Raw genomic sequence first — 21929 nt, 5'->3', positions numbered from 1 at the left:
TTGCCGTTCAGTGCGCGGAACCTCGTCTTTCCGGGCCGGATCACTCTACGGCCTTGTGCGCTGCGGAAGGGGCACGCGGGGCACTTCGGCCCGGGGTGCCTGTTCGGTTCCGGAGGGAATGCAACAGGAAAGCAGGTATTCCGCCAGGCAGGGCCGGCCGATGCTGCTGGCCGGGGCGTAGGAGCCCGCAAGAACCAATGCAGTATATGGGATGCAATGACTTTAGGCAAAACTCTGACCGATCAGGCGGCTGGTACTCCCGCGGTGCGTCGTGTACGCATTGATGAGGCTGTGGCGGGCCAGCGCATCGACAATTTCCTGCTGACCTTCTGCAAGGGTGTGCCACGCAGTCACATCTACCGCATCCTGCGCAGCGGCGAGGTGCGGGTGAATGGCGGACGCGTGACGCAGACCTATCGCCTGAAAGAGGGCGACGAAGTGCGCGTGCCGCCCGTTCGAGTGGCCGAGCGGGAAGCGCCTGTTGTGCCGGCTCGTGCTGTACGTCAGGTGCTCGATGTGGTGTTCGAGGACGAAGCGCTTCTGGTCATCGACAAGCCCGCCGGGTTGGCGGTGCATGGCGGCAGCGGTGTGAGCTTCGGCGTGATCGAGCTACTTCGTGAGCAGCGGCCTGAAGCGCATTTTCTGGAACTGGCGCATCGCCTGGATCGCGAAACCTCCGGTTTGTTGATCATTTGCAAGAAACGGTCCGCGCTCCGGGTGGTGCAGGATGCAATGCGCCATGGACAGATGGAGAAACGCTATCTGACAATGGTGCGTGGGCGCTGGATGAATCCACTGGAGCATCTGCGCCAGCCACTCTTCAAGTATCTGACCCCCGAGGGAGAGCGGCGCGTGATGGTGAGCCCGGAGGGCAAACCTTCGCATAGCATCGCCCGTTTGGTGAAGCGCTGGGAACGGTACAGCCTGCTGGAGGTCGAGCTCAAGACCGGACGCACTCACCAGATCCGTGTCCATCTGCAGTCGCGTGGTTTTCCCCTGTTGGGGGACGACAAATATGGGGATTTCCCTCTCAACAAGGCGTTGGCGCATGGCGAGTTGGCACGTATGTTCCTGCATGCGGCGAGCCTGCGTCTTGCTCATCCGGTGACGGGGAAAGTGCTGGCGCTTTCCGCGGCTCTTCCCAAGGAGTTGCAGGCTTTCGTCGATCAGGTTGACGTAACCCAGAAGAGAGACTATGGCTGAAAAGAAGTTTGATCTGATTGTCTTCGATTGGGATGGCACCCTGATGGATTCCACGGCTTTGATCGTGGATTCGATCCGCGCAGCCTGTATGGATATGGGGGTGGCTGTGCCCTCGCGTGCGCAGGCAGCCCATGTGATCGGACTGAGTCTGGTTGGTGCGATGCGCGAAGTGGCTCCTGGCCTGGATGAGGCCGAGGTGCAGGAACTGGCCCGCCGCTACCGTGCGCATTACTTGGCCCGGGACAATGAAACCGTGCTTTTCGAAGGTACCCGGGAGCTGCTTGAGCTGTTGTGCGCCGAGGGCTACACCCTGGCGATCGCGACCGGCAAGGCGCGTGCGGGGCTGGATCGGGTGCTTGCCAGCAGTGGGTTGGCGCCATTGTTCCAGGCCACGCGTTGCGCTGACGAGAGCTTTTCCAAGCCTCACCCAGGCATGTTGCTGGATTTGATGGATCGCCTTGTGGTGGATCCTGAGCGTACCTTGATGGTCGGAGACACCACGCATGATCTGCTGATGGCGCGCAGCGCGGGCGTGTCGGCCGTGGCGGTGACCTGTGGCGCCCATCCGGAAGGCGTGTTGCGTGCCGAGTCGCCCGCTGCGGTGTTGCCCTCTGTGGCTTCGCTGGGGGATTGGCTGGCATGCGCCACCTGATCTGCACCGTGGCTGAGCTGACTGATGGAGGAGAGGCCCGGCGGTTCGAGCTGGATCTGGCGGGCGAGCGTGTGCCGGCATTCGCTCAGCGTTGGCAGGGACAGGTCTATGCCTATGTGAATCGTTGCGCTCACATACCCATCGAGCTGGATTGGAATCCGGGCAAGCTGCTGGATGATTCCGGTCAGTATCTGATTTGCGCCACTCATGGTGCGCTTTACGCGCCTGATAGCGGCGAATGTCTGGCCGGCCCTTGTGCAGGTCAGCGCCTGCGGGCGTTGGCAGTGTGCGAGGATGGCGGCAATGTCTATCTGGAGATCGAAAGCAATGAGTGAGGACACCAGTCAGCCGGGGTGGGAACGCAAGGTCATCGAGCAACTGGCGTTCGAAAGCCTGCGTGAAACGAGGCGTAAGCGTCGCTGGGGGTTGTTCTTTCGCTTCCTCGGGTTTGGATATGTGGGCGTGCTGATCTTTCTGGTGTGGAATGCGCAGAGCGGGCAGCGCATCGTCGATGGAGCGGCGCATACCGCCGTGATTTCGATCGAGGGGGCTATCGGCCCGCAATCCGAAGTCAAGGCCCAGGACACCATTGCAGCGCTTCAGGCCGCTTTTGAGGCGCCGGGCGCGCAGGGTGTGATCCTGCGCATCAATAGTCCGGGCGGTAGTCCGGTACAGGCCGGCATGATCAACGATGAGATCCGCCGCCTGCGCGGGCAGCATCCGGACAAGCCCGTGTATGCGGTGGTTGAGGATGTCTGCGCATCAGGGGCGTATTACGTGGCCGTGGCCGCGGACAAGATTTTCGTCGACAAGGCCAGCCTTGTCGGCTCCATCGGAGTACGAATGGATGGCTTCGGCTTCACCGGTACGATGGAGAAAATCGGCGTGGAGCGGCGCAGCATTACTGCTGGCGAGAACAAGAACTTTCTCGATCCCTTCTCGCCACAGAACCCCGCACACGTGACCTTTGCTCGTGCAATGCTTGCCGAAATTCATCAACAGTTCATCGATGTGGTGCGCAAGGGGCGGGGCGAACGCTTGAAGGAAACGCCGGAACTGTATTCTGGCTTGGTCTGGAGTGGTGAGCGTAGTGTCGAGATGGGGCTGAGCGACGGTCTGGGTTCGGTGGCATCCGTTGCGCGTGACCTGACCAAGGCCGAGAAATTGCGCGATTACACCCGTCGCGAGAACATCGCGGAGCGCTTTGCCAAGCGGCTGGGGGCCGAGATCGGCAGCAGCCTGCGTAGTAGCGTGGAACAGCTTGACTGGCGATGAGGTAGCTTTTCGGGGGTGGAGAGCAGGAGCGTTTCGGCGATGCTTGCCATCTGAACGATAGAGGTGGGCATGGCCTTGCATGAGCTTAGGTCCCCATACTCTTATTGACGCCCTATCAGGCCAGCAGCAGGAATACGGTGGGTTGGCGCTCTAGGTCGGGCGCTGGTTGGCGTTTCCAGTCAGCTGCGCTGCGCGTCATGATCCATTCGCTGGCCGTACTGAGGCCACGCGCAACGCAGACAAGCGTCTGGGGCGAGCAGGCATCGAGCAGGCTGGCGAACATGGCGGCGTTGCGATAGGGCGTTTCGATGAACAGTTGGGTACGGCGTAGCTTCGCCGATTCGCGCTCAAGCTGGTTGATGGCCCGTAAACGCTCATCCGTCTTCTGCGGCAAATAGCCGTGAAAGGCGAAACTCTGGCCATTCAGGCCTGATGCCATCAGGGCCAGCAGCAGTGATGATGGTCCTATGTGTGGAATCACACGGATTCCCAGTCGGTGGGCTTCGCGTACGACCAGGGCGCCGGGGTCTGCCACGGCCGGGCAGCCTGCTTCCGAGACAAGGCCGCCGTTGCGTCCCTGGAACAACGGTTCCAGAAGCAGGGCGAGCCCCTTGCTGTCCGGCCTTTCTGGCAGTTCGTGGATTTCTGCCTCCTGGATAGGGCGGCTATAGCCCAGGCGCTTGAGTTCGGCACGCGCGGTCTTGGCACGTTCGGCAATGAAATAATCCAAAGCGTCGAAACGTTGCAGCACGCCTGCTGGATGTGTGAGTGTTGGGTCGGCCAGGCCAAGCCCGACCGGCAGCAGGTGCAGACAGCCTGTACTCATGGCACTGAGATGCCGTGGCTGCGCAGCAGTCGGGATAGTGCAATCAGCGGCAAACCGATGAGCGCCGTGGGGTCGTCGCCGCGCATGTATTCAAGCAGGCTGATGCCCAGCCCTTCTGACTTGGCGCTGCCGGCACAGTCCAGTGGAGCCTCGCGCTCCACATAGCGTACGATTTCTGCTTCCGACAGCGTACGGAAACGTGCCTCCGTGGGAACACCGATGCATTCGGACTGGCCGCTATCGGCGTCGAGCAAGCATACAGCGGTGTGGAAAACGATGCTCTGACCACTCATATTGCGCAATTGGGCGATTGCACGTTCGGCTGTACCGGGTTTGTCGAAGCGCTGCGTGCCGCGATGGGCGACCTGGTCGCTACCGATGATCAATGCGCCGGGGTGGCGTGCAGCAACAGCACGCGCTTTTTCCTGGGCAAGCCGCTCCGCCGTGCCGACCGGGGTTTCCCCCGCCCGAGGCGTTTCGTCTACTTCGGGTCGGTCCGTGATGAAGGGCAGACCAAGGCGTTCCAGCAACTGGCGGCGATAGATTGATGTCGAGGCGAGTACCAGGACTTGTGTGGGTATGGCGGCTGGCATGCAGAGGTCTTTGACAGGCAGAGGGAAAAATAATAGCATTGCCCGTTTATGTCGCACCAGCAACCGTTACGGCAGCGTTTCATTGCCGACCCTTTTGAGTTTGCCCGTCGTGGCGATGAGCTGGCTGGTGAGCTTGATGCGCGCGAGTTGTCGCGTGTGGCGGAGATGCTGTGGTCGGTACAGGCGGCACAGCCGGTGCGGTATGTGCTGAGCGGCACTCATGTCGATGGCAAGGGTTATCTATCCATCGATATCGATGCTGTACTGGTGATGCAGTGTCAGCGTTGTCTGGGTGATGTCGAATGTCGGCCGCAGGCCCATTCCCGCCTGATGCTGGTACGGCGCGGGGAACCGCTGCCTGATGAGGATCTCGAGCATGACGATTTCGATCCGGTGCATGCCGGCCGGGATTTCGACGTGCTCGAAGCTGTGGAAGAAGAGTTGCTGTTAGCCTTGCCATTGGCGCCCGCACATGATGCGTGCAGTCTGCCCGGTGCAGGGAATGACGGTGCTGAAGGTTCGCCATTCGCCGTGCTGAAAGGCTTGAAGCTCAAGGGAGCTTGAAGTCTGCAGCCTGACGAAGGCTATGATTATTCGATGAAGTTTCAAGGAGCTGAAAAATGGCCGTTCAACAGAACAAGAAGTCGCCTTCCAAGCGCGGCATGCATCGTGCGCACGATTTTCTGACTGCCCCCGCCCTGGCGGTGGAGCCCACCACCGGCGAAGCGCATCTGCGCCACCACATTTCGCCGAACGGTTTCTACCGTGGCAAGAAGGTCCTGAAGGTCAAGGGCGAGTAATCCTCGCTTGTACACGGCTGGCCTGATGGTTTCTGCATGCCGCCGTAATTTTGCTACCTTCAATTTAATATCGCGCTGTGACCTTGCTTGCAGTCGCGTGTTTTCAGCCCGGAGCCGGCCTGCTGTGTCCGTTTGAACGGATAGCGGGGCGGCTTTCGCGCGTCTTCTGATTTCGTCTAGATGTCCATCACCCTCGCGATTGACTGCATGGGCGGCGATCACGGCCCGTCCGTGACGATCCCCGCCGCGTTCGAATTCCTCCGGGAAGACAAGGATGTGCGGGTGGTGCTTGTTGGCCGCCCCGAAGTATTCGACCCCGCCTTTAAGGCTCGTGCCGCACAATTCGGCGAGCGTCTGCGCGTGAAGCATGCCAGTGAGGTTGTCGGTATGGACGATGCACCTGCCATCGCTATGCGCAGCAAGAAGGATTCTTCGATGCGCGTGGCCATTGACCTGGTCAAGGCTGGCGAGGCCAATGCCGCGGTGTCCGCCGGCAATACCGGCGCCCTGATGGCGATTTCGCGTTTCGTGCTCAAGACCTTGCCGGGCATCGACAGACCTGCCATCGCGACGATCATCCCGTCGATGCGTGGTCAGACCTACATGCTTGATCTTGGCGCCAACGTCGACTGTACGGCCGAGCATCTGCTGCAGTTCGCGATCATGGGATCCAAGTTGCTCGAGGCTGTCGAGCACAGTGATGCGCCGTCCGTCGGTCTTCTCAATATCGGAGAAGAAGACATCAAGGGCAATGAAGTGGTGAAGCAGGCCGCCGAGCTGCTGCGCAACTCGGGCCTGAACTTCTATGGCAACGTTGAAGGTAATGACATCTTCAAGGGCACTACGGATGTCGTGGTATGCGATGGTTTTGTCGGTAACGTGGCGTTGAAGTCCGCAGAAGGTGTGGCGCATATGGTGACGACCTACCTGCGTGAGGAATTCCGTCGCGGGCTGCTGTCCAAGCTGATTGCTTTGCTGGCTATGCCGGTGTTGCGTCGTTTCAAGAAGCGTTTCGATCCGCGCCGTTACAATGGCGCCAGTCTGCTGGGGTTGCGTGGCGTGGTGGTCAAGAGCCATGGCTCGGCGGACGTGTTCGGATACGTATGGGCGATGCGCCGTGCAGCCGAGGCTGCGCGCAACAATCTGATCGAACGCATCTCCGCCAGCGTTGGCGGGTTTACCAACGCGGCTGCCGGGGCCGAGCGCCTGGGTGCCGAGTAACAGGAAGAAAGCATGATTTTTTCCCGTGTGATCGGTACTGGCAGCATCGTTCCGGGCGCGCCTGTCAGTAATGACGATCTCGTTGCGCGTGGTGTGGAAACCTCCGATGCGTGGGTTTCAGAGCGTACCGGAATCCGCTTCCGCCATCTGGCCGACAAGGGTGTAAGCACCAGCGATTTGGCAACCGAAGCCGCACGCCGTGCGCTGGAGGCCGCTGGGTTGCGGCCGGCCGATATCGATCTGGTGATCGTGGCGACTACGACACCGGACATGGTGTTCCCCAGTACGGCCTGTCTCGTGCAGAGCGCGCTGGGTGTTCCTGCGGGTGCACCGGCGTTTGATGTGCAGGCAGTGTGCAGCGGGTTTGTATATGCGCTGACGATCGCTGACAAATTTCTGCGTTCCGGTAGCCACAAGCGTGCATTGATCATCGGCGCCGAGACGCTGTCGCGCATTCTGGACTGGAGTGATCGCTCCACTTGCGTTCTGTTCGGCGATGGTGCTGGTGCCGTAGTGCTGGAAGCGGGCGACACGCCGGGCATCCTGGCCTCCGCATTGCATGCCGATGGCACGCAGCACGGCATTCTGTCTGTGCCGAGTCATCCGGAAGGTGGTTCGCTGGTTGGTTGTCCCTTCATCCGCATGGACGGACAGGCTGTATTCAAGTTCGCCGTCCGGGTGTTGGCCGACGTGGCGCGCGAGGTGCTTGAGCAGGCTGCGTTGCCGCTGGAGCAGCTCGACTGGCTGCTGCCGCATCAGGCCAATGTGCGCATCCTGCAGGGAACGGCAAAACGGTTGGGGTTGAGTGAAGAGAATGTCATCGTGACCGTGGATCGTCACGGGAATACTTCTGCTGCTTCCGTGCCACTGGCGCTGGATGTGGCGGTGCGTGAAGGACGCATCCTGCCCGGTCAGACTGTATTGCTCGAAGGTGTGGGTGGCGGTTTCACCTGGGGTGCTGTGTTGTTGCGGATCTGAGGAATCGGGAAATGAGCAATACATTGGAACAATTCGCTGTCGTCTTTCCCGGCCAGGGCTCCCAGTCGGTCGGCATGATGACCTCCTTTGGCGACGATGCCGCCGTGCGCGAGACGTTTGCCGAGGCTTCCGAGGTACTGGGGCAGGATCTGTGGCAACTGGTGGCTGATGGCCCTGTCGAGTTGCTGGGGCAGACTATCAATACCCAGCCTGTAATGCTCACAGCGGGTATCGCCGTCTGGCGTGCCTGGTTGGCCCGTGGCGGTGTGCGTCCTGCCTTGGTGGCCGGCCATTCTCTGGGTGAATACGCTGCGCTGGTGGCTGCCGGAGCCATCGAATTCGCGGAGGCCGTCAAGCTGGTGCGTTTTCGTGCTCAGGTGATGCAGGAAGCTGTGCCGGTGGGTGAGGGCGGCATGGCTGCAATCCTCAATCTGGCACCTGAGCTGGTGATCGAGGCTTGTGCCGAAGCTGCTCAAGGGCAGATCGTGGCGCCCGCCAATATGAATTCCCCTGTGCAGATCGTGATCGCGGGTCACGCAGCGGCCGTCGAGCGTGCCATGGAAGCATGCAAGGCGCGTGGTGCCAAGCGTGCGGTCTCGCTGCCTGTCAGCGCGCCTTTCCATAGCGCTTTGATGAAGCCTGCGGCTGAGCGTCTGGCCGAGCGTCTGGCCGCAGTGACGATCACCGAGCCCGAGATTGCGGTGCTCAACAATGTTGATGTAAAAACCGAAACCTCGCCGGCAGCCATCCGCGATGCGCTGGTGCGCCAGGCCTACAGCCCGGTACGCTGGATCGAGAGTGTCGAGGCGATGGGCGCGCGCGGTATCCGTACTGTCTGTGAATTCGGTCCGGGCAAGGTTCTGGCCGGTTTGGTCAAGCGTATCAATGGCGAACTTGCGGTCGAGGCTGTCACGGATGCTGAAGCCTTGCTGCGTGTGCGTGAACAGATTTCGTCCGTTTAAGGAGAGCGTATTTTGAAAGCACTGGAAGGCCAGTTTGCCCTCGTCACGGGTGCGACACGTGGTATCGGTCGTGCCATTGCCCTGGACCTGGCGCAAGCCGGCGCAACGGTGGTTGGCACGGCCACTTCTGCAGAAGGCGCGGCTACGATTTCCGCGTTTCTGGAAGAAGGTGGTTTCAAAGGGCGTGGCATCGCCCTGAATGTGACCGATGCCGCAGCCTGCGAAGCAGCGGTCAGTGCCTGTGAGGCTGAGTTCGGTGCCCTGGGGATCCTTGTCAACAATGCAGGCATCACACGCGACAACATCGCCATGCGCATGAAGGACGAGGAGTGGGAGGCCGTGATCGATACCAACCTCAAGGCGGTATTCCGCATGTCGAGGCTGGTGATGCGCGGCATGATGAAAGCCCGCGCGGGCCGTATCATCAATATCACTTCCGTGGTGGGTGCGTCCGGCAACGCCGGACAAGCCAACTATGCTGCGGCCAAGGCAGGCGTGGCAGGCATGACGCGTGCTCTGGCACGCGAGCTGGGCAGCCGTAACATTACCGTCAACTGTGTGGCGCCTGGCTTCATCGATACTGACATGACTCGCGACCTGCCGGATGCGCAGCGTGACATGCTGCAATCCCAGATCGCACTCGGCCGCCTCGGGCGCCCCGAAGAAATTTCCGCCGTGGTAGGCTTTCTCGCCTCGCCGGCAGCGAGCTACATCACTGGTGCGACCATTCACGTCAATGGCGGGATGTACATGGCATAACCCTGCCGTGCCTTGACGAACGGCGGAGATGGCTGAAGTTGTGGCCTGATTCTGCTAAGATTAGCGGGTTTTTTATTACTGTCAGCCTTTACTGAAGGAGTAATTCATGGAGAACATCGAACAGCGCGTCCGCAAGATCGTTGCTGAGCAACTGGGTGCGAACGAAGCCGACATCAAAAACGAGTCTTCGTTCGTCGACGATCTGGGTGCTGATTCGCTCGATACCGTTGAGCTGGTCATGGCGCTGGAAGAGGAATTCGAGTGCGAGATTCCTGACGAAGAAGCCGAGAAGATCACCAGTGTGCAGCAGGCGATCGACTACGTCTCCGCTCATCTGAAGGCCTGATTCGTTCAGCTTTCGCATCTAGCTTTGAGGAGTGACCTTTGACGCGTCGCAGAGTTGTTGTGACCGGCCTCGGCATCATTTCGCCGGTCGGTAATACCGTTGCTTCCGCTTGGGACAGTATCGTCAATGGTCGTTCCGGCATCGGACCGGTGACCCGGTTCGATGCCAGCTCGCTGACCACCCGTATCGCCGGTGAGGTGAAGGATTTCGATGTTGCGGCCTATCTTTCTTCGAAAGAAGCACGCCGTTTCGATACCTTCATCCATTATGGCCTTGCCGCAGCGATCGATGCCATCAAGGATGCCGGCATCAGTGAGCATCCGGACAATGCCGAGCGTATCGGTGTCTGTATCGGGTCTGGAATCGGTGGCCTGCCGCTGATCGAAGACACCATGCATGCCATCGCCGCAGGCGGTGCGCGCAAGATTTCCCCGTTCTTTGTGCCGGGTTCGATCATCAACATGGTTTCTGGCCTGTTGTCGATCAACTATGGCTTCAAGGGGCCGAACTTCGCCACGGTCAGCGCTTGTGCATCCGGAGCGCATTCCGTCGGTGAGGCACAGCGCCTGATCGAATATGGCGATGCCGACATCATGATTGCCGGTGGTGCCGAATCCACTGTTTCGTTGCTGGGGTTGGGCGGCTTCTGCTCGGCCAAGGCGTTGTCGACACGCAACGATGATCCGCAAGGGGCAAGCCGTCCTTGGGACAAGGATCGCGATGGTTTCGTCCTTGGCGAAGGGGCTGGCGTTCTCGTGCTCGAAGAGTATGAACATGCCAAGGCTCGGGGGGCGAAGATCTATGCCGAAGTCGCAGGTTATGGCATGAGCTCCGACGCCTACCACATCACGGCTCCGGCCGAAGGGGGGGAGGGGGCTGCTCGCAGCATGATCAACGCCCTGCGTAACAGCCGTGTCGCGCCGGATGAGGTGCAATACGTGAATGCGCATGGCACCTCCACGCCGCTTGGCGATGTGGGAGAAACGTTGGCGGCGAAGCGTTGTTTCGGTGCCCATGCCAGCAAGCTGGCGATGAGTTCCACCAAATCCATGACGGGCCACCTGTTGGGCGCCGCTGCTGGTATTGAAGCGGTGTTTTCGGTGTTGGCGATTCGCGATCAGATCGCGCCGCCGACGATTAATCTCGTCGACCCCAGCCCGGAGTGCGATCTGGATTACGTGCCGAATGAGGCACGCAAGATGGCTATTAATGTGGTCGTCTCCAATTCATTCGGTTTTGGTGGCACCAACAGCACGCTGGTGTTCCGCAAGATCTGATTCTGGTCGGGCATCGGTGTGGTCCAGCCCGGTTCGATCCCTGACAAAGGCGCCTGACTCATGTCGGCGCCTTTGTTGCATCTGTCACTGCCCCTGAAGCGTTCCCGTTTGTTGCTGATCACTTTGTCCGTGATGCATGGGTTGCCATTGCTGGCGATACTGCCATCGCAAGTGGCTGTGCCGATCAAACTGCCGGTATTGCTGGGCATCGTCCTGTCGGTGCTGTGGCAATGGCGGGAATGGAAACGCCTGCGCGGAGAATGCCTGCAGCAAGGGCCGGAGTCATGGCTGCTGGAGACAGCGCAAGGCAGGTTTGAAGTCGATCTGCAGGCGGGCTGCTTCGAATCCAGTCACCTGGTCGTGTTGAGCTGGCGCGAGCGCGCCAGCGGCCGGCGCGGCAAGGTCGCCCTGATGCGTGATGCCTTGTCTGCGGACGATTGGCGCCGCCTGCGACGGACGTTACGTCTCCTCCTGTCCCCAGCGCCGCAAGCCTGAGGGCCAGCGTGGATTGTTGAGCACTGTGGGGCGTGCGGCTGCTGCGATCTGCGGGTAATCCTTGGAGAAGTGCAGGCCGCGGGACTCCTTGCGCCGTAAGGCGCTGCGCACGATGCCGACGTAGTCCCACATGAAACGGCGCAGCTCGTCCCAGTTGTGTGCAATTACGACCTCCTCGTCAGCATCGGAGACGCGGCTTTCGTCCCAGGCTGGCAGGTCTTCGGGGATCGGGCGCTTGTTGGCACGGATATCCCGGGCCGCGGCCTGGGAGAACACCACGCATTCGAGCAGTGAGTTGCTGGCCAGGCGGTTGGCGCCGTGAAGGCCGGAGCAGGTGGTTTCACCGATGGCATAGAGACCCGGCAAGTCGGTACGGGCGCGCAGGTCGATCTGTACGCCACCACAGGTGTAGTGCGCTGCCGGGACGACCGGAATCGGCTCCCGTGTGATGTCGATGCCTAGCTCCAGGCAGCGCGCGGTGATGTTGGGAAAGTGCTCGTGCAGGAATTCCGGACTCTTGTGGGAGATGTCGAGAAAGACGCTGTCGATACCGCGCTTCTTCATCTCGAAGTCGATGGCACGGGCGACGATATCCCGAGGCGCGAGCTCGCCGCGTGGATCATGCCGCGGCATGAAACGTGTGCCGTCAGGCAGGCGCAGCACGCCACCCTCACCTCGCACGGCTTCCGAAATGAGAAAAGACTTCGCCTGAGGGTGGTACAGGCAGGTCGGATGGAACTGGATGAACTCCATATTGCTGATGCGGCAGCCTGCACGCCAGGCCATGGCTATGCCGTCGCCAGTGGAGGTATCCGGGTTGGTGGTGTAGAGATACACCTTGCCGGCGCCCCCAGTGGCCAATACGGTATGGGCAGCACCTACCGCACGTACGTGATTGGTATTGCAGTCCAGCAGATAGGCTCCCAGGCAGCCGGCTTCCGGTGTGCCCAGCTTATGGCCGACGATGAGGTCGATGGCCACATGGTCTTCCAGGATGTGGATATTCGGATGGCGCTTGACGCGTTCAGTCAGCGTTTCCTGTACCGCAGCCCCCGTGGCGTCGGCCACATGCACGATGCGTCGATGGCTGTGGCCACCCTCGCGTGTCAGATGCATGCCCCAGGAAGTCTCAGGGTCCGGCGTGAAGGGCACGCCCTGTTCCCGCAGCCAGGCAATGGCTTGTGAGCCGTTGTCGACCACGAAACGGGTGGCTGCCGGATCGCACAGATGAGCGCCGGCGATCTGGGTGTCTTCGTAGTGCGAGGAGGTTGAGTCGCTGGGATCGATCACTGCCGCGATCCCCACCCTGAGCATGCGAACTGGCGCCATCTTCGAGTTTGCGCTTGGTGACGAGGGCGATCCGATGGGTTTCTGCCAGATGCAGGGCCAGTGATTGGCCGGCCAGGCCGCTGCCAAGAATGAGTACGTCGTAGCGGTCCACGCGGGGACTCCAGGGAGCTTCTGAATGAGGGCGTAATCCTATTCCTGTTGGCGGAACGACTCCAGTTGTTGTTGCGCAAATCCTGCGCATGTCCGGCTGAACTTTACCCGGACTCCCTCAGTCAGAGCGGGCAGGAACACCCGGACGCTTCGGCTATACTCGCGCATCCGCTCCCGAGTGAATGACTTTTAACCGAAGCCGATGAGTGACAGAGAGATTGATCAGCAACTGGTCGAGCGAGTGCAGCGCGGCGACAAGCAGGCCTTTGGCCTGCTTGTGAGCAAGTATCAGCGCAAGCTGGGACGGTTGCTGTCACGGATGATTCGTGATCCGGCAGAGGTCGAGGATGTGACCCAGGAAGCCTTCATCAAGGCCTACCGGGCGCTGTCCTCTTTCAGGGGTGAAAGTGCCTTCTACACCTGGCTCTACCGGATCGGGATCAACACCGCGAAGAACTACATTGTTTCCAAGGGGCGCCGTGCGCCCACGAGTACGGAGATCGAGCTGGATGATGCTGAACAGTATGCCGAGGGCGACCTGCTGCGAGATGCAGATACCCCCGAGCGCCTGCTGCACACCAAGCAGATCGGCCAGACCGTGGAGCTGGCACTGGCAGACCTGCCCGACGATCTGCGTACGGCGATCACGCTGCGCGAGATCGAGGGATTGAGTTACGAAGAGATTGCGACCGTGATGGATTGTCCGATAGGAACCGTGCGGTCGCGGATTTTCCGGGCGCGTGAGGCGATTTCCGAGCGTTTGCGGCCCTTGCTGGACGTGGCGCCCGATAAAAGGTGGTGAGATGAAAGAGCAGATATCTGGCTGGATCGATGGCGAACTGGCTCCACAAGAGGCAGAACGTTTGGTGGCAAGTGTTCCACGGGATGCTGCGCAGCGGGCTTGCTGCAGCACCTACTGGCTGATCGGCGATGCATTGCGCGAAGAGGCTCAGCCTTGCCTCGGCGAAGACTTCACTGCGCGGGTCATGGTTGGGCTGGAGCAGGAGCCTACGGTACTTGCGCCCGTCGCTGCGAAGCCGCGATTCCGGCATCCGCCCTGGTATGCGATGGCTGCAGCAGTTTCCGGGGTCGTGATGGCAGTCTGGATGGGGCTGAGTCTTTGGCCTGCCGCGTCGGTCGACGCTGGCATGGCTACGGTTGCGGTACAGCCTGTCACTGCGCCCGGTGTTGCTGAGATCGTTCCGGTGTCCGATCAGGACATCGATGATCGCGCCTATCTCATGGCGCATCGCGCGTCGGTGATGGGTTCGCCAGTCGGCGTGGCGGCATCGATCCGTACGGTCAGTGACGAACGGATGGGTACGCGCTGATGAAGTTTTTGTGTGCAGGTATGCTGAGCCTGCTGGCCGGCCTGTCCTCAACACAGGCGCTGGCAGGATATGAAGTCGAGCAGTGGTTGCAGAAGATGAACCAAGCTTCGCGCAGCCTGAACTTCGAAGGCGTGTTCGTCTATCAGAGCCAGGGGCGGTCAGAAACTTCCCGCATTGCGCGGTTGGTCGATGCTTCCGGCGAACGCGAGCGTCTGGAGACTCTGGATGGTGCGCCACGCGAGGTCGTGCGCCACAATGAGGACGTCCACTGCTATCTGCCCGAAGACAAGGTACTGGTGTTGGACCGAGTTCCCTTCGGGCGCCAGCCTGGTCGCCTGAGTATCAACCCGAGTCAGTTGCGCGAGCATTATCAGATCCGTGAACTGGGGGCAGGGCGCGTGGCGGGACGCAAGGCCAAGGTGCTGGAGCTTGAACCTCGGGATGAGCTGCGTTATGGCCATACCCTGTGGATCGATATAGCCAGTGGTCTGCTGCTCAAGGCCCGCATGCAAGGGCCCCATAGTAGCATGGTGGAGCAATTTACCTTCACCGAAATTCGCCCCGGCGGCAACATCGACGCCGACCTCCTGCGTACGCGTACGACACAGTCGGCTGACTGGCGTGTGGTGGATGCGCGTGGTGAGGAATTGCGCCCCGAGGATGTGCCTTGGACTTTCAAGGCCCTGCCTGCAGGCTTCCGGGAGGTTTCCTTGGTCAAACGCGTGGTCCGTCGTGACGGCGTGCAGGCGGTACATGCCGTCTTCTCGGATGGCCTGGTAAACCTGTCCGTGTTCGTTGAGCGAGCAATGGGCAATTCGCCGCTGGTACTGCAGGACAGCACCCTGCATGCCGGATCGACCAGTATCTATCGTCGTGCCAGCGGCGACTACGTGATCACGGTAATGGGCGAGGTGCCTGAAGCAGCCTTGCGCCTAGTTGCCTACGGTGTCGAACGGCGCAAGCCGTAAGCGGAGACCGGGGTGCGGGTGGAAGGGGTTGTCGTCAGGGTCGAGGCCGCGCAGGCCGTGGTACAGGTCCGTCGCCAGGGTGGCTGCGGGCGCTGCACTGAACCGGGTGGTTGCGGTGGCGGTAGCGAAGGCGGCTGCAGTGAATATTGGCTGGATAACCCGGCTCGTGCCCGCGCAGGCCAGCGGGTGCTCGTCGATCTGCCGGAAGGGCAGGCAGCACGTGCGGCTCTGTTGGCGTACGCGACCCCTTTGCTGGTGCTGCTGCTGGCGGCCGGCGGAGCCACTTTGTCCGGCTGGCCGGATCCTGTCGTGGCCATGGTTGCGCTGGCCGGTCTGGTACTGAGTCTGCTAGGCTTGCGATTGGCCCGTCATATGGGGTGGCTGCGTCTGGCGCGCCCCTGTATCGCACAAGTGATCTCCTGATGCTGCGCGTCCTGTTGCTGTGTTGCTGCCTGCTGGGCGGCACGATGTCCGCGTCTGCGCGGAATCTTCCTGAATTCGCGACGCTGGCGGCAGCACAGGCTGGCGTGGTTGTCAACATCAGTGCCGTGCGTGCTCCGGCGCAGACTTCAGCGCCTTTCCTACAACCCGAGGCCAAACCCGATCTGCCTTCCTGGTTACGCAAGCTGTTGCCTTCCAGACCGGATACCGATGATGGCGAGGGTGTCGAAGACGATGGTCGCTCCGTAGGATCGGGCTTCGTGATTGCACCGGATGGTTACATCTTGACCAATGCACATGTTGTGGAGGATGCGACCGAGATCCTGGTGCGTCTGGCGGACAAACGCGAATATCTGGCCCGGCTGGTGGGCGCGGATACGCGCAGCGATGTGGCCTTGTTGAAGGTGGATGCGGAGCGTCTCCCCGTTGCGCGTCTGGGAGATCCGGCGCGACTGCGTGTGGGTGACTGGGTGCTTGCGATCGGTTCCCCCTTCGGCTTTGAAAGTTCGGTGACGGCCGGCATCGTCAGCGCCAAGGGGCGTGCACTGCCGGATGAGTCTTTGGTGCCCTTCATCCAGACCGACGTGGCCATCAACCCGGGCAATTCGGGAGGGCCGCTGTTCAATCTCGCCGGCGAAGTCGTCGGTATCAACTCGCAGATATACAGCCGTACCGGCGGATTCATGGGGATGTCTTTTTCCATTCCCATTGACGTGGCGATGGATGTGCAAGCCCAACTGCGCGAAAGCGGTAAGGTCAATCGCGGCCGTATCGGTGTGCTGATCCAGGAGGTCACGCAGGATCTGGCGGAGAGCTTCGCGTTGCCCGCCGCGCGTGGGGCACTGGTCAGTGAAGTGGAGGCGGGCGGTCCCGCGGCACGGGCCGGCATTCTGGTCGGTGATGTGCTGTTGGCCTTCAATGGACGCCGGATCGAGAGTTCTGTCGAGCTGCCCCGGGTGGTGAGCGCAACGCGGCCGGGAACCCGTTCGCACCTGGAGTATTGGCGGGATGGGCGCATGCAGTCTGCCGTACTGGAGGTGACGAGTTTTCCCGACGAACAGAAAGCTGTTGTCCAGCGGTCGGACAAGTTGCCTCCCGGAGCCAACCGACTGGGGTTGTTACTGGCCGAGCCCACGCGCGAGCAGCGTCAGACGCTGGAGCTACCTGCTGGCGGCGTTGTGATTACGCGGGTGGCGGGTGCTGCTGCGCGTGCCGAGCTGAAGGCGGGGGACGCGGTTGTCGATCTGGTGATTCGTGGCCGCTCGCATGCTGTGGTGTCACCCAGGCAGTTCGATCAGTTGCTGGCCGACGTGCCCAAGGGAGGCGCCCTCGGGTTGCGCGTGCGTCGTGGCCCCAGCCAGAGTTTTGTTGCCCTGCGCTTGCCTGCACATTGAGCGTCGGCGAGGCGCTTCGTATCGGCTATAATCGCCCGCTTTTTCAGCGTTTTAGCACAGGGCGCAACGCCCTCCGCATTCAACCCGCAATCCGGCCCAAGGCATGCAGCACATTCGCAATTTCTCGATCATCGCCCACATTGACCATGGCAAGTCCACGCTCGCGGACCGTCTCATCCAGATCTGCGGTGGGCTGTCCGACCGTGAGATGGAAGAGCAGGTGCTCGACTCCATGGATCTGGAGCGCGAGCGCGGCATCACCATCAAGGCACAGACTGCGGCATTGAGTTACCGGGCCAGGGATGGGCAGGTCTACAACCTGAACCTGATTGACACACCGGGGCACGTCGACTTTTCCTATGAGGTCAGTCGCTCCTTGTCCGCTTGCGAAGGCGCGCTGCTGGTGGTGGATGCCACCCAGGGCGTGGAGGCGCAGACGGTGGCCAACTGCTATACGGCGATCGAGCTGGGTGTGGAAGTGCTGCCCGTACTCAACAAGATGGACCTGCCCTCGGCGGATCCGGATGGTGCGCGGCAGGAAGTCGAGGATGTGATCGGCATCGATGCCACCGAGGCGATCCCGTGCTCGGCGAAGACCGGAATGGGGGTCGAAGACATTCTGGAGATGATCGTCGCCAAGGTGCCGGCTCCGCGTGGCAATCCGACCGGGCCGTTGAAAGCGCTGATCATCGATTCCTGGTTCGACAACTATGTCGGTGTGGTAATGCTGGTGCGTGTCGTCGACGGGGAGATGCGTCCCAAGGACAAACTGTTGTTCATGAGCACCGGTGCGCAGCATCTGTGCGAACAGGTTGGTGTGTTCAGCCCGAAGTCCGTGCAGCGCGATGCGTTGCGGGCGGGTGAGGTGGGTTTCGTGATCGCCGGTATCAAGGAATTGGGCTCGGCCAAGGTAGGTGACACCATCACGCTCGCTTCCAGCCCGGCGACCCAGCCGCTGGAGGGCTTCAAAGAGATCAAGCCGCAGGTCTTTGCCGGCCTGTATCCGGTTGAATCCAGCGAGTACGACCAGTTGCGCGACTCGCTTGAAAAACTCAAACTCAACGATGCTTCGCTGCAGTACGAGCCGGAAGTTTCCCAGGCTCTGGGCTTCGGTTTCCGCTGCGGTTTTCTTGGTCTGCTGCACATGGAGATCGTGCAGGAGCGCCTGGAGCGCGAGTTCGACATGGATCTCATCACCACGGCACCGACGGTGGTTTATGAGGTGGTGCTCAACGATGGCTCGGTGATCAAGGTGGAGAACCCGGCCAAGTTGCCCGAGGTTTCCAAGTATCAGGAAATCCGGGAGCCGATGATCACGGCGACGATCTTCGTACCGCAGGACTACCTGGGGCCGGTGATGACGCTGTGCAACCAGAAGCGTGGCAGCCAGGTAGACATGCACTACCACGGCCGTCAGGTGAAGCTGGTGTATGACATGCCGATGGCCGAGGTCGTTATGGATTTCTTCGACCGCCTGAAGTCCGTCTCGCGTGGTTACGCCTCGCTGGACTACGACTTCAAGGAATATCGGGCCGCCGACGTGGTCAAGCTCGATGTGCTGGTTTCCAGCGAGAAGGTCGATGCGCTGTCGGTGATCGTGCACCGTGCCAGCGCCCAGTATCGTGGTCGTGAACTTGCGGAGAAGCTGCGCGGATTGATTCCACGCCAGATGTTCGACGTTCCGGTGCAGGCAGCCATTGGTGCGCACATCATTGCGCGCGAAACCATCAAGGCATTGCGCAAGAACGTGCTGGCTAAGTGTTACGGTGGTGACATCACGCGCAAGAAGAAGCTGTTGGAGAAGCAGAAGGAAGGCAAGAAGCGCATGAAGATGGTGGGGAATGTGGAAATCCCCCAGGAAGCCTTCCTTGCGGTGCTTCGCACCGACGACAAATAACCCGGGAATGGAGAAGCCCAAGTGGATTTTGCCCTGATCCTGTTCGTCCTCAGCGTGCTCAGCGGTGTGCTGTGGTTCTACGATGTATTCAAGGCGCGCAAGCGCCGTACCAAGGGAACGCCGGACCCCTGGTGGGTGGAGTACGGGGCGAGTTTCTTCCCGGTGATCCTGCCCATCTTCATGCTGCGTTCCTTCTGGATCGAGCCTTTCCGCATCCCGTCGGGCTCAATGTATCCGACCCTGCAGGTCGGCGATTTCATCCTGGTGAACAAGTACGCCTACGGCGTGCGCCTGCCGGTGCTGAACAAGAAGGTGATTGAGGTCGGTCAGCCGCAGCGTGGTGACGTGATGGTGTTCCGCTATCCTCTCGACCCGTCGCAGGATTACATCAAGCGCGTGATCGGCCTGCCCGGAGATCGCGTCGAGTACATCAACAAGCGTCTGACCATCAATGGTCAGGTGGTGCCCGTGAAGCAGGAAGCGGATTACTTGATCCCGAATACGCTGGATGTCTTCCAGCGCTTCGAGGAACAGATCGGCGACAAGCCACATTCGGTGCTCAACCATCGCGATGCCCAGGCCTTCATTCCGGAATACCAGCTGTTGCGCCATGCCTACTCCGGCAATTGCAATTACAGTGGCAGCGGCGTCAGCTGTACCGTGCCGGAAGGGCATTACTTCGTGATGGGGGATAACCGTGACGCCAGTGCCGATTCGCGCGTCTGGGGTTTCGTGCCGGATCAGAACATCGTCGGACGTGCGTTCTTTATCTGGTGCCACGCGGACAGCATGATTCCGCCGGCTGGGATAAGCTTCAGCCGTATCGGTCGTTTCAATTGATTCGGGAGGGTGGCACCATGCACAGCCAACGAGGTCTCTCGCTGATTTCCACACTCATTGTCGGCGTCGTGCTGATGAGCCTGCTGATCCTGGCCTTCAAGCTGGTGCCGGTGTATTCCGAGTATTTTGGCGTCAAGAAGGCTTTTGCCGGAGTTACCACTGCACTGGATCCCTCCCTGCCGCCGGCGACCTTCCGCAATGAATTCTGGAAGTACGCCTACGCCAACGACATCACTTCGGTGGACAAGGATTCGATTCTCGTGACCAAGGAAGGCGGCCGAGTGATCCTGGAGACCAGCTATCGGCGCGAGGTGCCCTTGTTCGGCAATGCCGGATTGTATTTCGATTTTCACGTGGTTTCCGAGTGAGTCAGGCTGTTTCCAGGACCGAGGCTCTAGAGCAAGCACTGGCCTATCGATTTGCAACGCCAGCGCTGCTGCGGCAGGCGCTCACTCACCGCAGCTATGCTGCCGACCACAACGAACGCTTGGAATTTCTGGGCGATAGCCTGCTCAACATGGTCATAGCGATGGCGTTGTTCGAGCGCTTCCCGCAGGCCAGGGAGGGCGAACTTTCCCGTCTGCGCGCTCGCTTGGTCTGTCAGGACAGTCTGCATGGCGTTGCGCTGGAGTTGAGCCTGGGTGAATACCTGCTCCTGGGTGAGGGCGAAGTACGTAACGGTGGTCAGCAGCGCCCCTCAATGCTCGCAGATGCCGTGGAGGCCATTTTCGGCGCCATCTATCGTGACGGTGGTTTCGAACCCGCTCGCCGGACGATCGAGCGTCTGCTTGCCACGGCGCTTGCCGCGGCCAGTCTGGACAGCCTCAAGGATCCCAAGACTGCCTTGCAGGAAGAGCTTCAGGGGCGCCGCCTGCCCTTGCCACGTTATGAACTGTGCGCGACGCATGGCGCAGCGCATGCGCAGGAGTTCGAGGTGGCTTGTGTGGTCGAGGCGCTTTCCCTCCGCAGCACAGGCCGCGGAAGCAGCCGGCGCATTGCCGAACAACAGGCCGCGGCAGCGGTCCTTGCAGAGATCAAGGCATGAGTGAAGAACAAGCATTCCGCACGGGCATGGTTGCCATCGTCGGGCGGCCGAACGTCGGCAAATCCACGCTGCTCAACCGGCTGGTGGGGCAGAAGGTCAGCATCGTCTCGCGCAAGGCGCAGACCACGCGTCACCGCATCACTGGCGTGCTGACCGAGAATCGTTGCCAGTTCATCTTTGTCGACACGCCAGGCTTCCAGACCCGTCACCGCAATGCGCTGAATGCCACCATGAACCGCACGGTGGGGCAGGTGCTGCAAGAGGTGGATGTGGTGATGTTCCTCATCGGGGCCGGACGTTACGGCCCGGATGACCAGAAGGTGCTGAAACTATTGCCACCAGAGGGCCGGGTGGTGCTGGTGATCAACAAGGTCGACCTCGAAGAGGACAAAAGCCGTCTGTTACCTTGCATGGAAAAGATGGCTGCCGAGTTTCCGTTTGCCGAGATCGTGCCGGTCAGCGCCGAGCGTGGCAGCAATGTGCCCGAGCTGCTGGCTACCCTGGGTCGCTATCTGCCCGAGGGAGAGCCACTGTTCGACGAGGATGACATCACTGATCGCAGTGAACGCTTCCTTGCGGCCGAATTCCTGCGCGAAAAGCTGTTCCGTCTATTGGGGGAGGAGCTGCCTTACGGCATGACCGTGGAGATCGAGAAATTCGAGGTTGAAGGCAACCTGCGCCGCATCTTCGCTGCAATCATCGTCGACAAGGCCGGGCACAAGGGCATCGTGATCGGCCGTGGTGGCGTCACGCTCAAGCGGATCTCCAGTGAGGCACGTGTGGAGCTGGAACGGCTTTTCGACGGCAAGGTGTATCTGGAAACCTGGGTGAAGGTGAAAAGTGGCTGGGCTGATGATGAGCGGGCGCTGAAGTCGCTCGGATACGACGGATAAGTCGCCTTCTGGCCGCAAGAAAAAGCCCGGCACCGCAAGGTAGCTGAAGCGCCGCGAAAAAAATTTCCCTGCAAACTTGGGGATAAATTCAGGCCCATCCGCTTTCGTATGTCTAAAGCGAATTGAGCCATAGTACAGGGAACAAAAAAGGCCGGCAGTTGCCGGCCTTTGCTTTGGGACGGTACTGATTTGATCAGTACCCCGAGACGTCGAACAGCAGCAACTGCCCACCAGCAGTTGTCGGCGCCGAAGTAAAACTGAGCCAACGTGCCGACCGAAATGTGAGCCGGGGC

Annotated in this window: 25 protein-coding genes and 1 pseudogene; 23 read left to right on the top strand and 3 right to left on the bottom strand. The window is 60.7% G+C overall.

From position 1 onward, the window contains the following. Nucleotides 1–216 precede the first annotated feature (216 nt). Genes BGI27_RS09855 through BGI27_RS09840 form a run of 4 tightly spaced genes read left to right on the top strand, consistent with a single transcriptional unit; the run spans nucleotide 217 to nucleotide 3130 of the window. Nucleotides 217–1203, top strand: coding sequence for an RluA family pseudouridine synthase (locus tag BGI27_RS09855; RefSeq protein ID WP_095524702.1), 987 nt, complete (start codon nucleotides 217–219; stop codon nucleotides 1201–1203). Then, complete coding sequence (locus BGI27_RS09850) at nucleotides 1196–1855, top strand: HAD family hydrolase (protein WP_095524701.1); 660 nt, start codon at nucleotides 1196–1198, stop codon at nucleotides 1853–1855. Before BGI27_RS09855 ends, BGI27_RS09850 begins: the two co-directional genes overlap by 8 nt. Then, the gene (locus BGI27_RS09845; protein ID WP_095524700.1) at nucleotides 1843–2190 is read left to right on the top strand and encodes a Rieske (2Fe-2S) protein; all 348 of its coding nucleotides are present in this window, start codon (nucleotides 1843–1845) and stop codon (nucleotides 2188–2190) included. The genes BGI27_RS09850 and BGI27_RS09845 overlap by 13 nt, the downstream gene beginning before the upstream one ends. Beyond that, complete coding sequence (locus BGI27_RS09840) at nucleotides 2183–3130, top strand: S49 family peptidase (RefSeq protein ID WP_095524699.1); 948 nt, start codon at nucleotides 2183–2185, stop codon at nucleotides 3128–3130. The genes BGI27_RS09845 and BGI27_RS09840 overlap by 8 nt, the downstream gene beginning before the upstream one ends. Before the next feature lie 115 nt (nucleotides 3131–3245). On the opposite strand, the gene BGI27_RS09835 is transcribed toward BGI27_RS09840, so the two are convergent. Together BGI27_RS09835 and BGI27_RS09830 are read right to left on the bottom strand one after the other, a co-directional pair. Beyond that, nucleotides 3246–3956 carry an SAM-dependent methyltransferase gene (locus tag BGI27_RS09835; RefSeq protein ID WP_095524698.1) on the bottom strand — a complete coding sequence of 237 codons (711 nt, stop codon included), beginning with the start codon at nucleotides 3954–3956 and terminating at the stop codon, nucleotides 3246–3248. Then, entirely contained in the window at nucleotides 3953–4549 is a 597-nt protein-coding gene (locus tag BGI27_RS09830) for a Maf family protein (protein WP_223871727.1), read from the bottom strand. Before BGI27_RS09830 ends, BGI27_RS09835 begins: the two co-directional genes overlap by 4 nt. 48 nt (nucleotides 4550–4597) lie before the next feature. Here BGI27_RS09830 and BGI27_RS09825 point away from each other — a divergent pair, with 48 nt between their 5' ends. The 9 genes from BGI27_RS09825 (at nucleotide 4598) to BGI27_RS09785 (ending at nucleotide 11387) form a co-directional block, all read left to right on the top strand. Continuing rightward, on the top strand, nucleotides 4598–5113 hold the full coding sequence (locus BGI27_RS09825) for a YceD family protein (RefSeq protein ID WP_095524696.1): 516 nt from the start codon (nucleotides 4598–4600) through the stop codon (nucleotides 5111–5113). A 56-nt stretch (nucleotides 5114–5169) separates the two neighbouring features. Next, nucleotides 5170–5349 carry a 50S ribosomal protein L32 gene (gene rpmF, locus BGI27_RS09820; RefSeq protein ID WP_095524695.1) on the top strand — a complete coding sequence of 60 codons (180 nt, stop codon included), beginning with the start codon at nucleotides 5170–5172 and terminating at the stop codon, nucleotides 5347–5349. Between the two features lie 180 nt (nucleotides 5350–5529). Beyond that, entirely contained in the window at nucleotides 5530–6570 is a 1041-nt protein-coding gene (gene plsX / locus BGI27_RS09815) for a phosphate acyltransferase PlsX (protein ID WP_095524694.1), read from the top strand. 12 nt (nucleotides 6571–6582) lie between these two features. Then, nucleotides 6583–7548 carry a beta-ketoacyl-ACP synthase III gene (locus BGI27_RS09810; protein WP_095524693.1) on the top strand — a complete coding sequence of 322 codons (966 nt, stop codon included), beginning with the start codon at nucleotides 6583–6585 and terminating at the stop codon, nucleotides 7546–7548. Nucleotides 7549–7559: 11 nt separating this feature from the next. Further along, nucleotides 7560–8510, top strand: coding sequence for an ACP S-malonyltransferase (fabD, locus tag BGI27_RS09805; protein WP_095524692.1), 951 nt, complete (start codon nucleotides 7560–7562; stop codon nucleotides 8508–8510). Between the two features lie 12 nt (nucleotides 8511–8522). Further along, nucleotides 8523–9269 carry a 3-oxoacyl-ACP reductase FabG gene (fabG, locus tag BGI27_RS09800; protein WP_478210100.1) on the top strand — a complete coding sequence of 249 codons (747 nt, stop codon included), beginning with the start codon at nucleotides 8523–8525 and terminating at the stop codon, nucleotides 9267–9269. Between the two features lie 106 nt (nucleotides 9270–9375). Further along, on the top strand, nucleotides 9376–9615 hold the full coding sequence (gene acpP, locus BGI27_RS09795) for an acyl carrier protein (RefSeq protein ID WP_095524690.1): 240 nt from the start codon (nucleotides 9376–9378) through the stop codon (nucleotides 9613–9615). A gap of 38 nt (nucleotides 9616–9653) precedes the next feature. Further along, nucleotides 9654–10892 carry a beta-ketoacyl-ACP synthase II gene (gene fabF / locus BGI27_RS09790; RefSeq protein WP_095524689.1) on the top strand — a complete coding sequence of 413 codons (1239 nt, stop codon included), beginning with the start codon at nucleotides 9654–9656 and terminating at the stop codon, nucleotides 10890–10892. Nucleotides 10893–10952: 60 nt separating this feature from the next. Next, nucleotides 10953–11387 (top strand): protein YgfX, encoded by a 435-nt coding sequence (locus BGI27_RS09785; protein ID WP_095524688.1) that lies wholly within the window; start codon nucleotides 10953–10955, stop codon nucleotides 11385–11387. On the opposite strand, the pseudogene nadB reads toward BGI27_RS09785, so the two are convergent. Next, nucleotides 11352–12828: pseudogene (nadB, locus tag BGI27_RS09780) on the bottom strand (L-aspartate oxidase). The gene BGI27_RS09785 and the pseudogene nadB sit on opposite strands and share 36 nt — an antisense overlap. Before the next feature lie 201 nt (nucleotides 12829–13029). Here nadB and rpoE point away from each other — a divergent pair. The 10 genes from rpoE (at nucleotide 13030) to era (ending at nucleotide 21636) form a co-directional block, all read left to right on the top strand. Beyond that, on the top strand, nucleotides 13030–13629 hold the full coding sequence (gene rpoE / locus BGI27_RS09775) for an RNA polymerase sigma factor RpoE (RefSeq protein WP_095524687.1): 600 nt from the start codon (nucleotides 13030–13032) through the stop codon (nucleotides 13627–13629). A 1-nt stretch (nucleotide 13630) separates the two neighbouring features. Next, a complete protein-coding gene (locus BGI27_RS09770) occupies nucleotides 13631–14158 on the top strand; it encodes a sigma-E factor negative regulatory protein (RefSeq protein ID WP_095524686.1) in 528 nt (175 codons plus the stop codon). Continuing rightward, complete coding sequence (locus BGI27_RS09765; protein WP_095524685.1) at nucleotides 14158–15126, top strand: MucB/RseB C-terminal domain-containing protein; 969 nt, start codon at nucleotides 14158–14160, stop codon at nucleotides 15124–15126. Before BGI27_RS09770 ends, BGI27_RS09765 begins: the two co-directional genes overlap by 1 nt. 12 nt (nucleotides 15127–15138) lie before the next feature. Next, nucleotides 15139–15549, top strand: coding sequence for a SoxR reducing system RseC family protein (locus BGI27_RS09760; protein WP_095524684.1), 411 nt, complete (start codon nucleotides 15139–15141; stop codon nucleotides 15547–15549). After that, nucleotides 15549–16961, top strand: a complete 1413-nt coding sequence (locus BGI27_RS09755) for a Do family serine endopeptidase (protein WP_095524683.1) — start codon at nucleotides 15549–15551, stop codon at nucleotides 16959–16961. The genes BGI27_RS09760 and BGI27_RS09755 overlap by 1 nt, the downstream gene beginning before the upstream one ends. Before the next feature lie 103 nt (nucleotides 16962–17064). Next, nucleotides 17065–18858, top strand: coding sequence for a translation elongation factor 4 (gene lepA / locus BGI27_RS09750; RefSeq protein ID WP_095524682.1), 1794 nt, complete (start codon nucleotides 17065–17067; stop codon nucleotides 18856–18858). A gap of 21 nt (nucleotides 18859–18879) precedes the next feature. Beyond that, nucleotides 18880–19698 carry a signal peptidase I gene (gene lepB / locus BGI27_RS09745; protein ID WP_095524681.1) on the top strand — a complete coding sequence of 273 codons (819 nt, stop codon included), beginning with the start codon at nucleotides 18880–18882 and terminating at the stop codon, nucleotides 19696–19698. A gap of 17 nt (nucleotides 19699–19715) precedes the next feature. Then, the gene (locus BGI27_RS09740) at nucleotides 19716–20066 is read left to right on the top strand and encodes a DUF4845 domain-containing protein (RefSeq protein ID WP_095524680.1); all 351 of its coding nucleotides are present in this window, start codon (nucleotides 19716–19718) and stop codon (nucleotides 20064–20066) included. Next, the gene (rnc, locus tag BGI27_RS09735; protein WP_095524679.1) at nucleotides 20063–20743 is read left to right on the top strand and encodes a ribonuclease III; all 681 of its coding nucleotides are present in this window, start codon (nucleotides 20063–20065) and stop codon (nucleotides 20741–20743) included. The genes BGI27_RS09740 and rnc overlap by 4 nt, the downstream gene beginning before the upstream one ends. Beyond that, nucleotides 20740–21636 carry a GTPase Era gene (gene era / locus BGI27_RS09730; RefSeq protein ID WP_095524678.1) on the top strand — a complete coding sequence of 299 codons (897 nt, stop codon included), beginning with the start codon at nucleotides 20740–20742 and terminating at the stop codon, nucleotides 21634–21636. Before rnc ends, era begins: the two co-directional genes overlap by 4 nt. The last annotated feature ends 293 nt before the right edge of the window (nucleotides 21637–21929 follow it).

This window comes from Candidatus Dactylopiibacterium carminicum (assembly GCF_014736495.1).
In the GTDB taxonomy this organism is placed as follows: Bacteria; Pseudomonadota; Gammaproteobacteria; order Burkholderiales; family Rhodocyclaceae; genus Uliginosibacterium; species Uliginosibacterium carminicum.
This window is presented reverse-complemented; position numbering and strand designations above follow the sequence as displayed.

Bases quoted from the DNA above. Each gene is read 5' to 3' on its own strand.
- BGI27_RS09855 (WP_095524702.1), top strand. From the start codon at position 217: ATGACTTTAGGCAAAACTCTGACCGATCAGGCGGCTGGTACTCCCGCG.
- BGI27_RS09850 (WP_095524701.1), top strand. From the start codon at position 1,196: ATGGCTGAAAAGAAGTTTGATCTGATTGTCTTCGATTGGGATGGCACC.
- BGI27_RS09845 (WP_095524700.1), top strand. From the start codon at position 1,843: ATGCGCCACCTGATCTGCACCGTGGCTGAGCTGACTGATGGAGGAGAG.
- BGI27_RS09840 (WP_095524699.1), top strand. From the start codon at position 2,183: ATGAGTGAGGACACCAGTCAGCCGGGGTGGGAACGCAAGGTCATCGAG.
- BGI27_RS09835 (WP_095524698.1), bottom strand. From the start codon at position 3,956: ATGAGTACAGGCTGTCTGCACCTGCTGCCGGTCGGGCTTGGCCTGGCC.
- BGI27_RS09830 (WP_223871727.1), bottom strand. From the start codon at position 4,549: ATGCCAGCCGCCATACCCACACAAGTCCTGGTACTCGCCTCGACATCA.
- BGI27_RS09825 (WP_095524696.1), top strand. From the start codon at position 4,598: ATGTCGCACCAGCAACCGTTACGGCAGCGTTTCATTGCCGACCCTTTT.
- rpmF (WP_095524695.1), top strand. From the start codon at position 5,170: ATGGCCGTTCAACAGAACAAGAAGTCGCCTTCCAAGCGCGGCATGCAT.
- plsX (WP_095524694.1), top strand. From the start codon at position 5,530: ATGTCCATCACCCTCGCGATTGACTGCATGGGCGGCGATCACGGCCCG.
- BGI27_RS09810 (WP_095524693.1), top strand. From the start codon at position 6,583: ATGATTTTTTCCCGTGTGATCGGTACTGGCAGCATCGTTCCGGGCGCG.
- fabD (WP_095524692.1), top strand. From the start codon at position 7,560: ATGAGCAATACATTGGAACAATTCGCTGTCGTCTTTCCCGGCCAGGGC.
- acpP (WP_095524690.1), top strand. From the start codon at position 9,376: ATGGAGAACATCGAACAGCGCGTCCGCAAGATCGTTGCTGAGCAACTG.
- BGI27_RS09785 (WP_095524688.1), top strand. From the start codon at position 10,953: ATGTCGGCGCCTTTGTTGCATCTGTCACTGCCCCTGAAGCGTTCCCGT.
- rpoE (WP_095524687.1), top strand. From the start codon at position 13,030: ATGAGTGACAGAGAGATTGATCAGCAACTGGTCGAGCGAGTGCAGCGC.
- BGI27_RS09770 (WP_095524686.1), top strand. From the start codon at position 13,631: ATGAAAGAGCAGATATCTGGCTGGATCGATGGCGAACTGGCTCCACAA.
- BGI27_RS09765 (WP_095524685.1), top strand. From the start codon at position 14,158: ATGAAGTTTTTGTGTGCAGGTATGCTGAGCCTGCTGGCCGGCCTGTCC.
- BGI27_RS09755 (WP_095524683.1), top strand. From the start codon at position 15,549: ATGCTGCGCGTCCTGTTGCTGTGTTGCTGCCTGCTGGGCGGCACGATG.
- lepA (WP_095524682.1), top strand. From the start codon at position 17,065: ATGCAGCACATTCGCAATTTCTCGATCATCGCCCACATTGACCATGGC.
- BGI27_RS09740 (WP_095524680.1), top strand. From the start codon at position 19,716: ATGCACAGCCAACGAGGTCTCTCGCTGATTTCCACACTCATTGTCGGC.
- era (WP_095524678.1), top strand. From the start codon at position 20,740: ATGAGTGAAGAACAAGCATTCCGCACGGGCATGGTTGCCATCGTCGGG.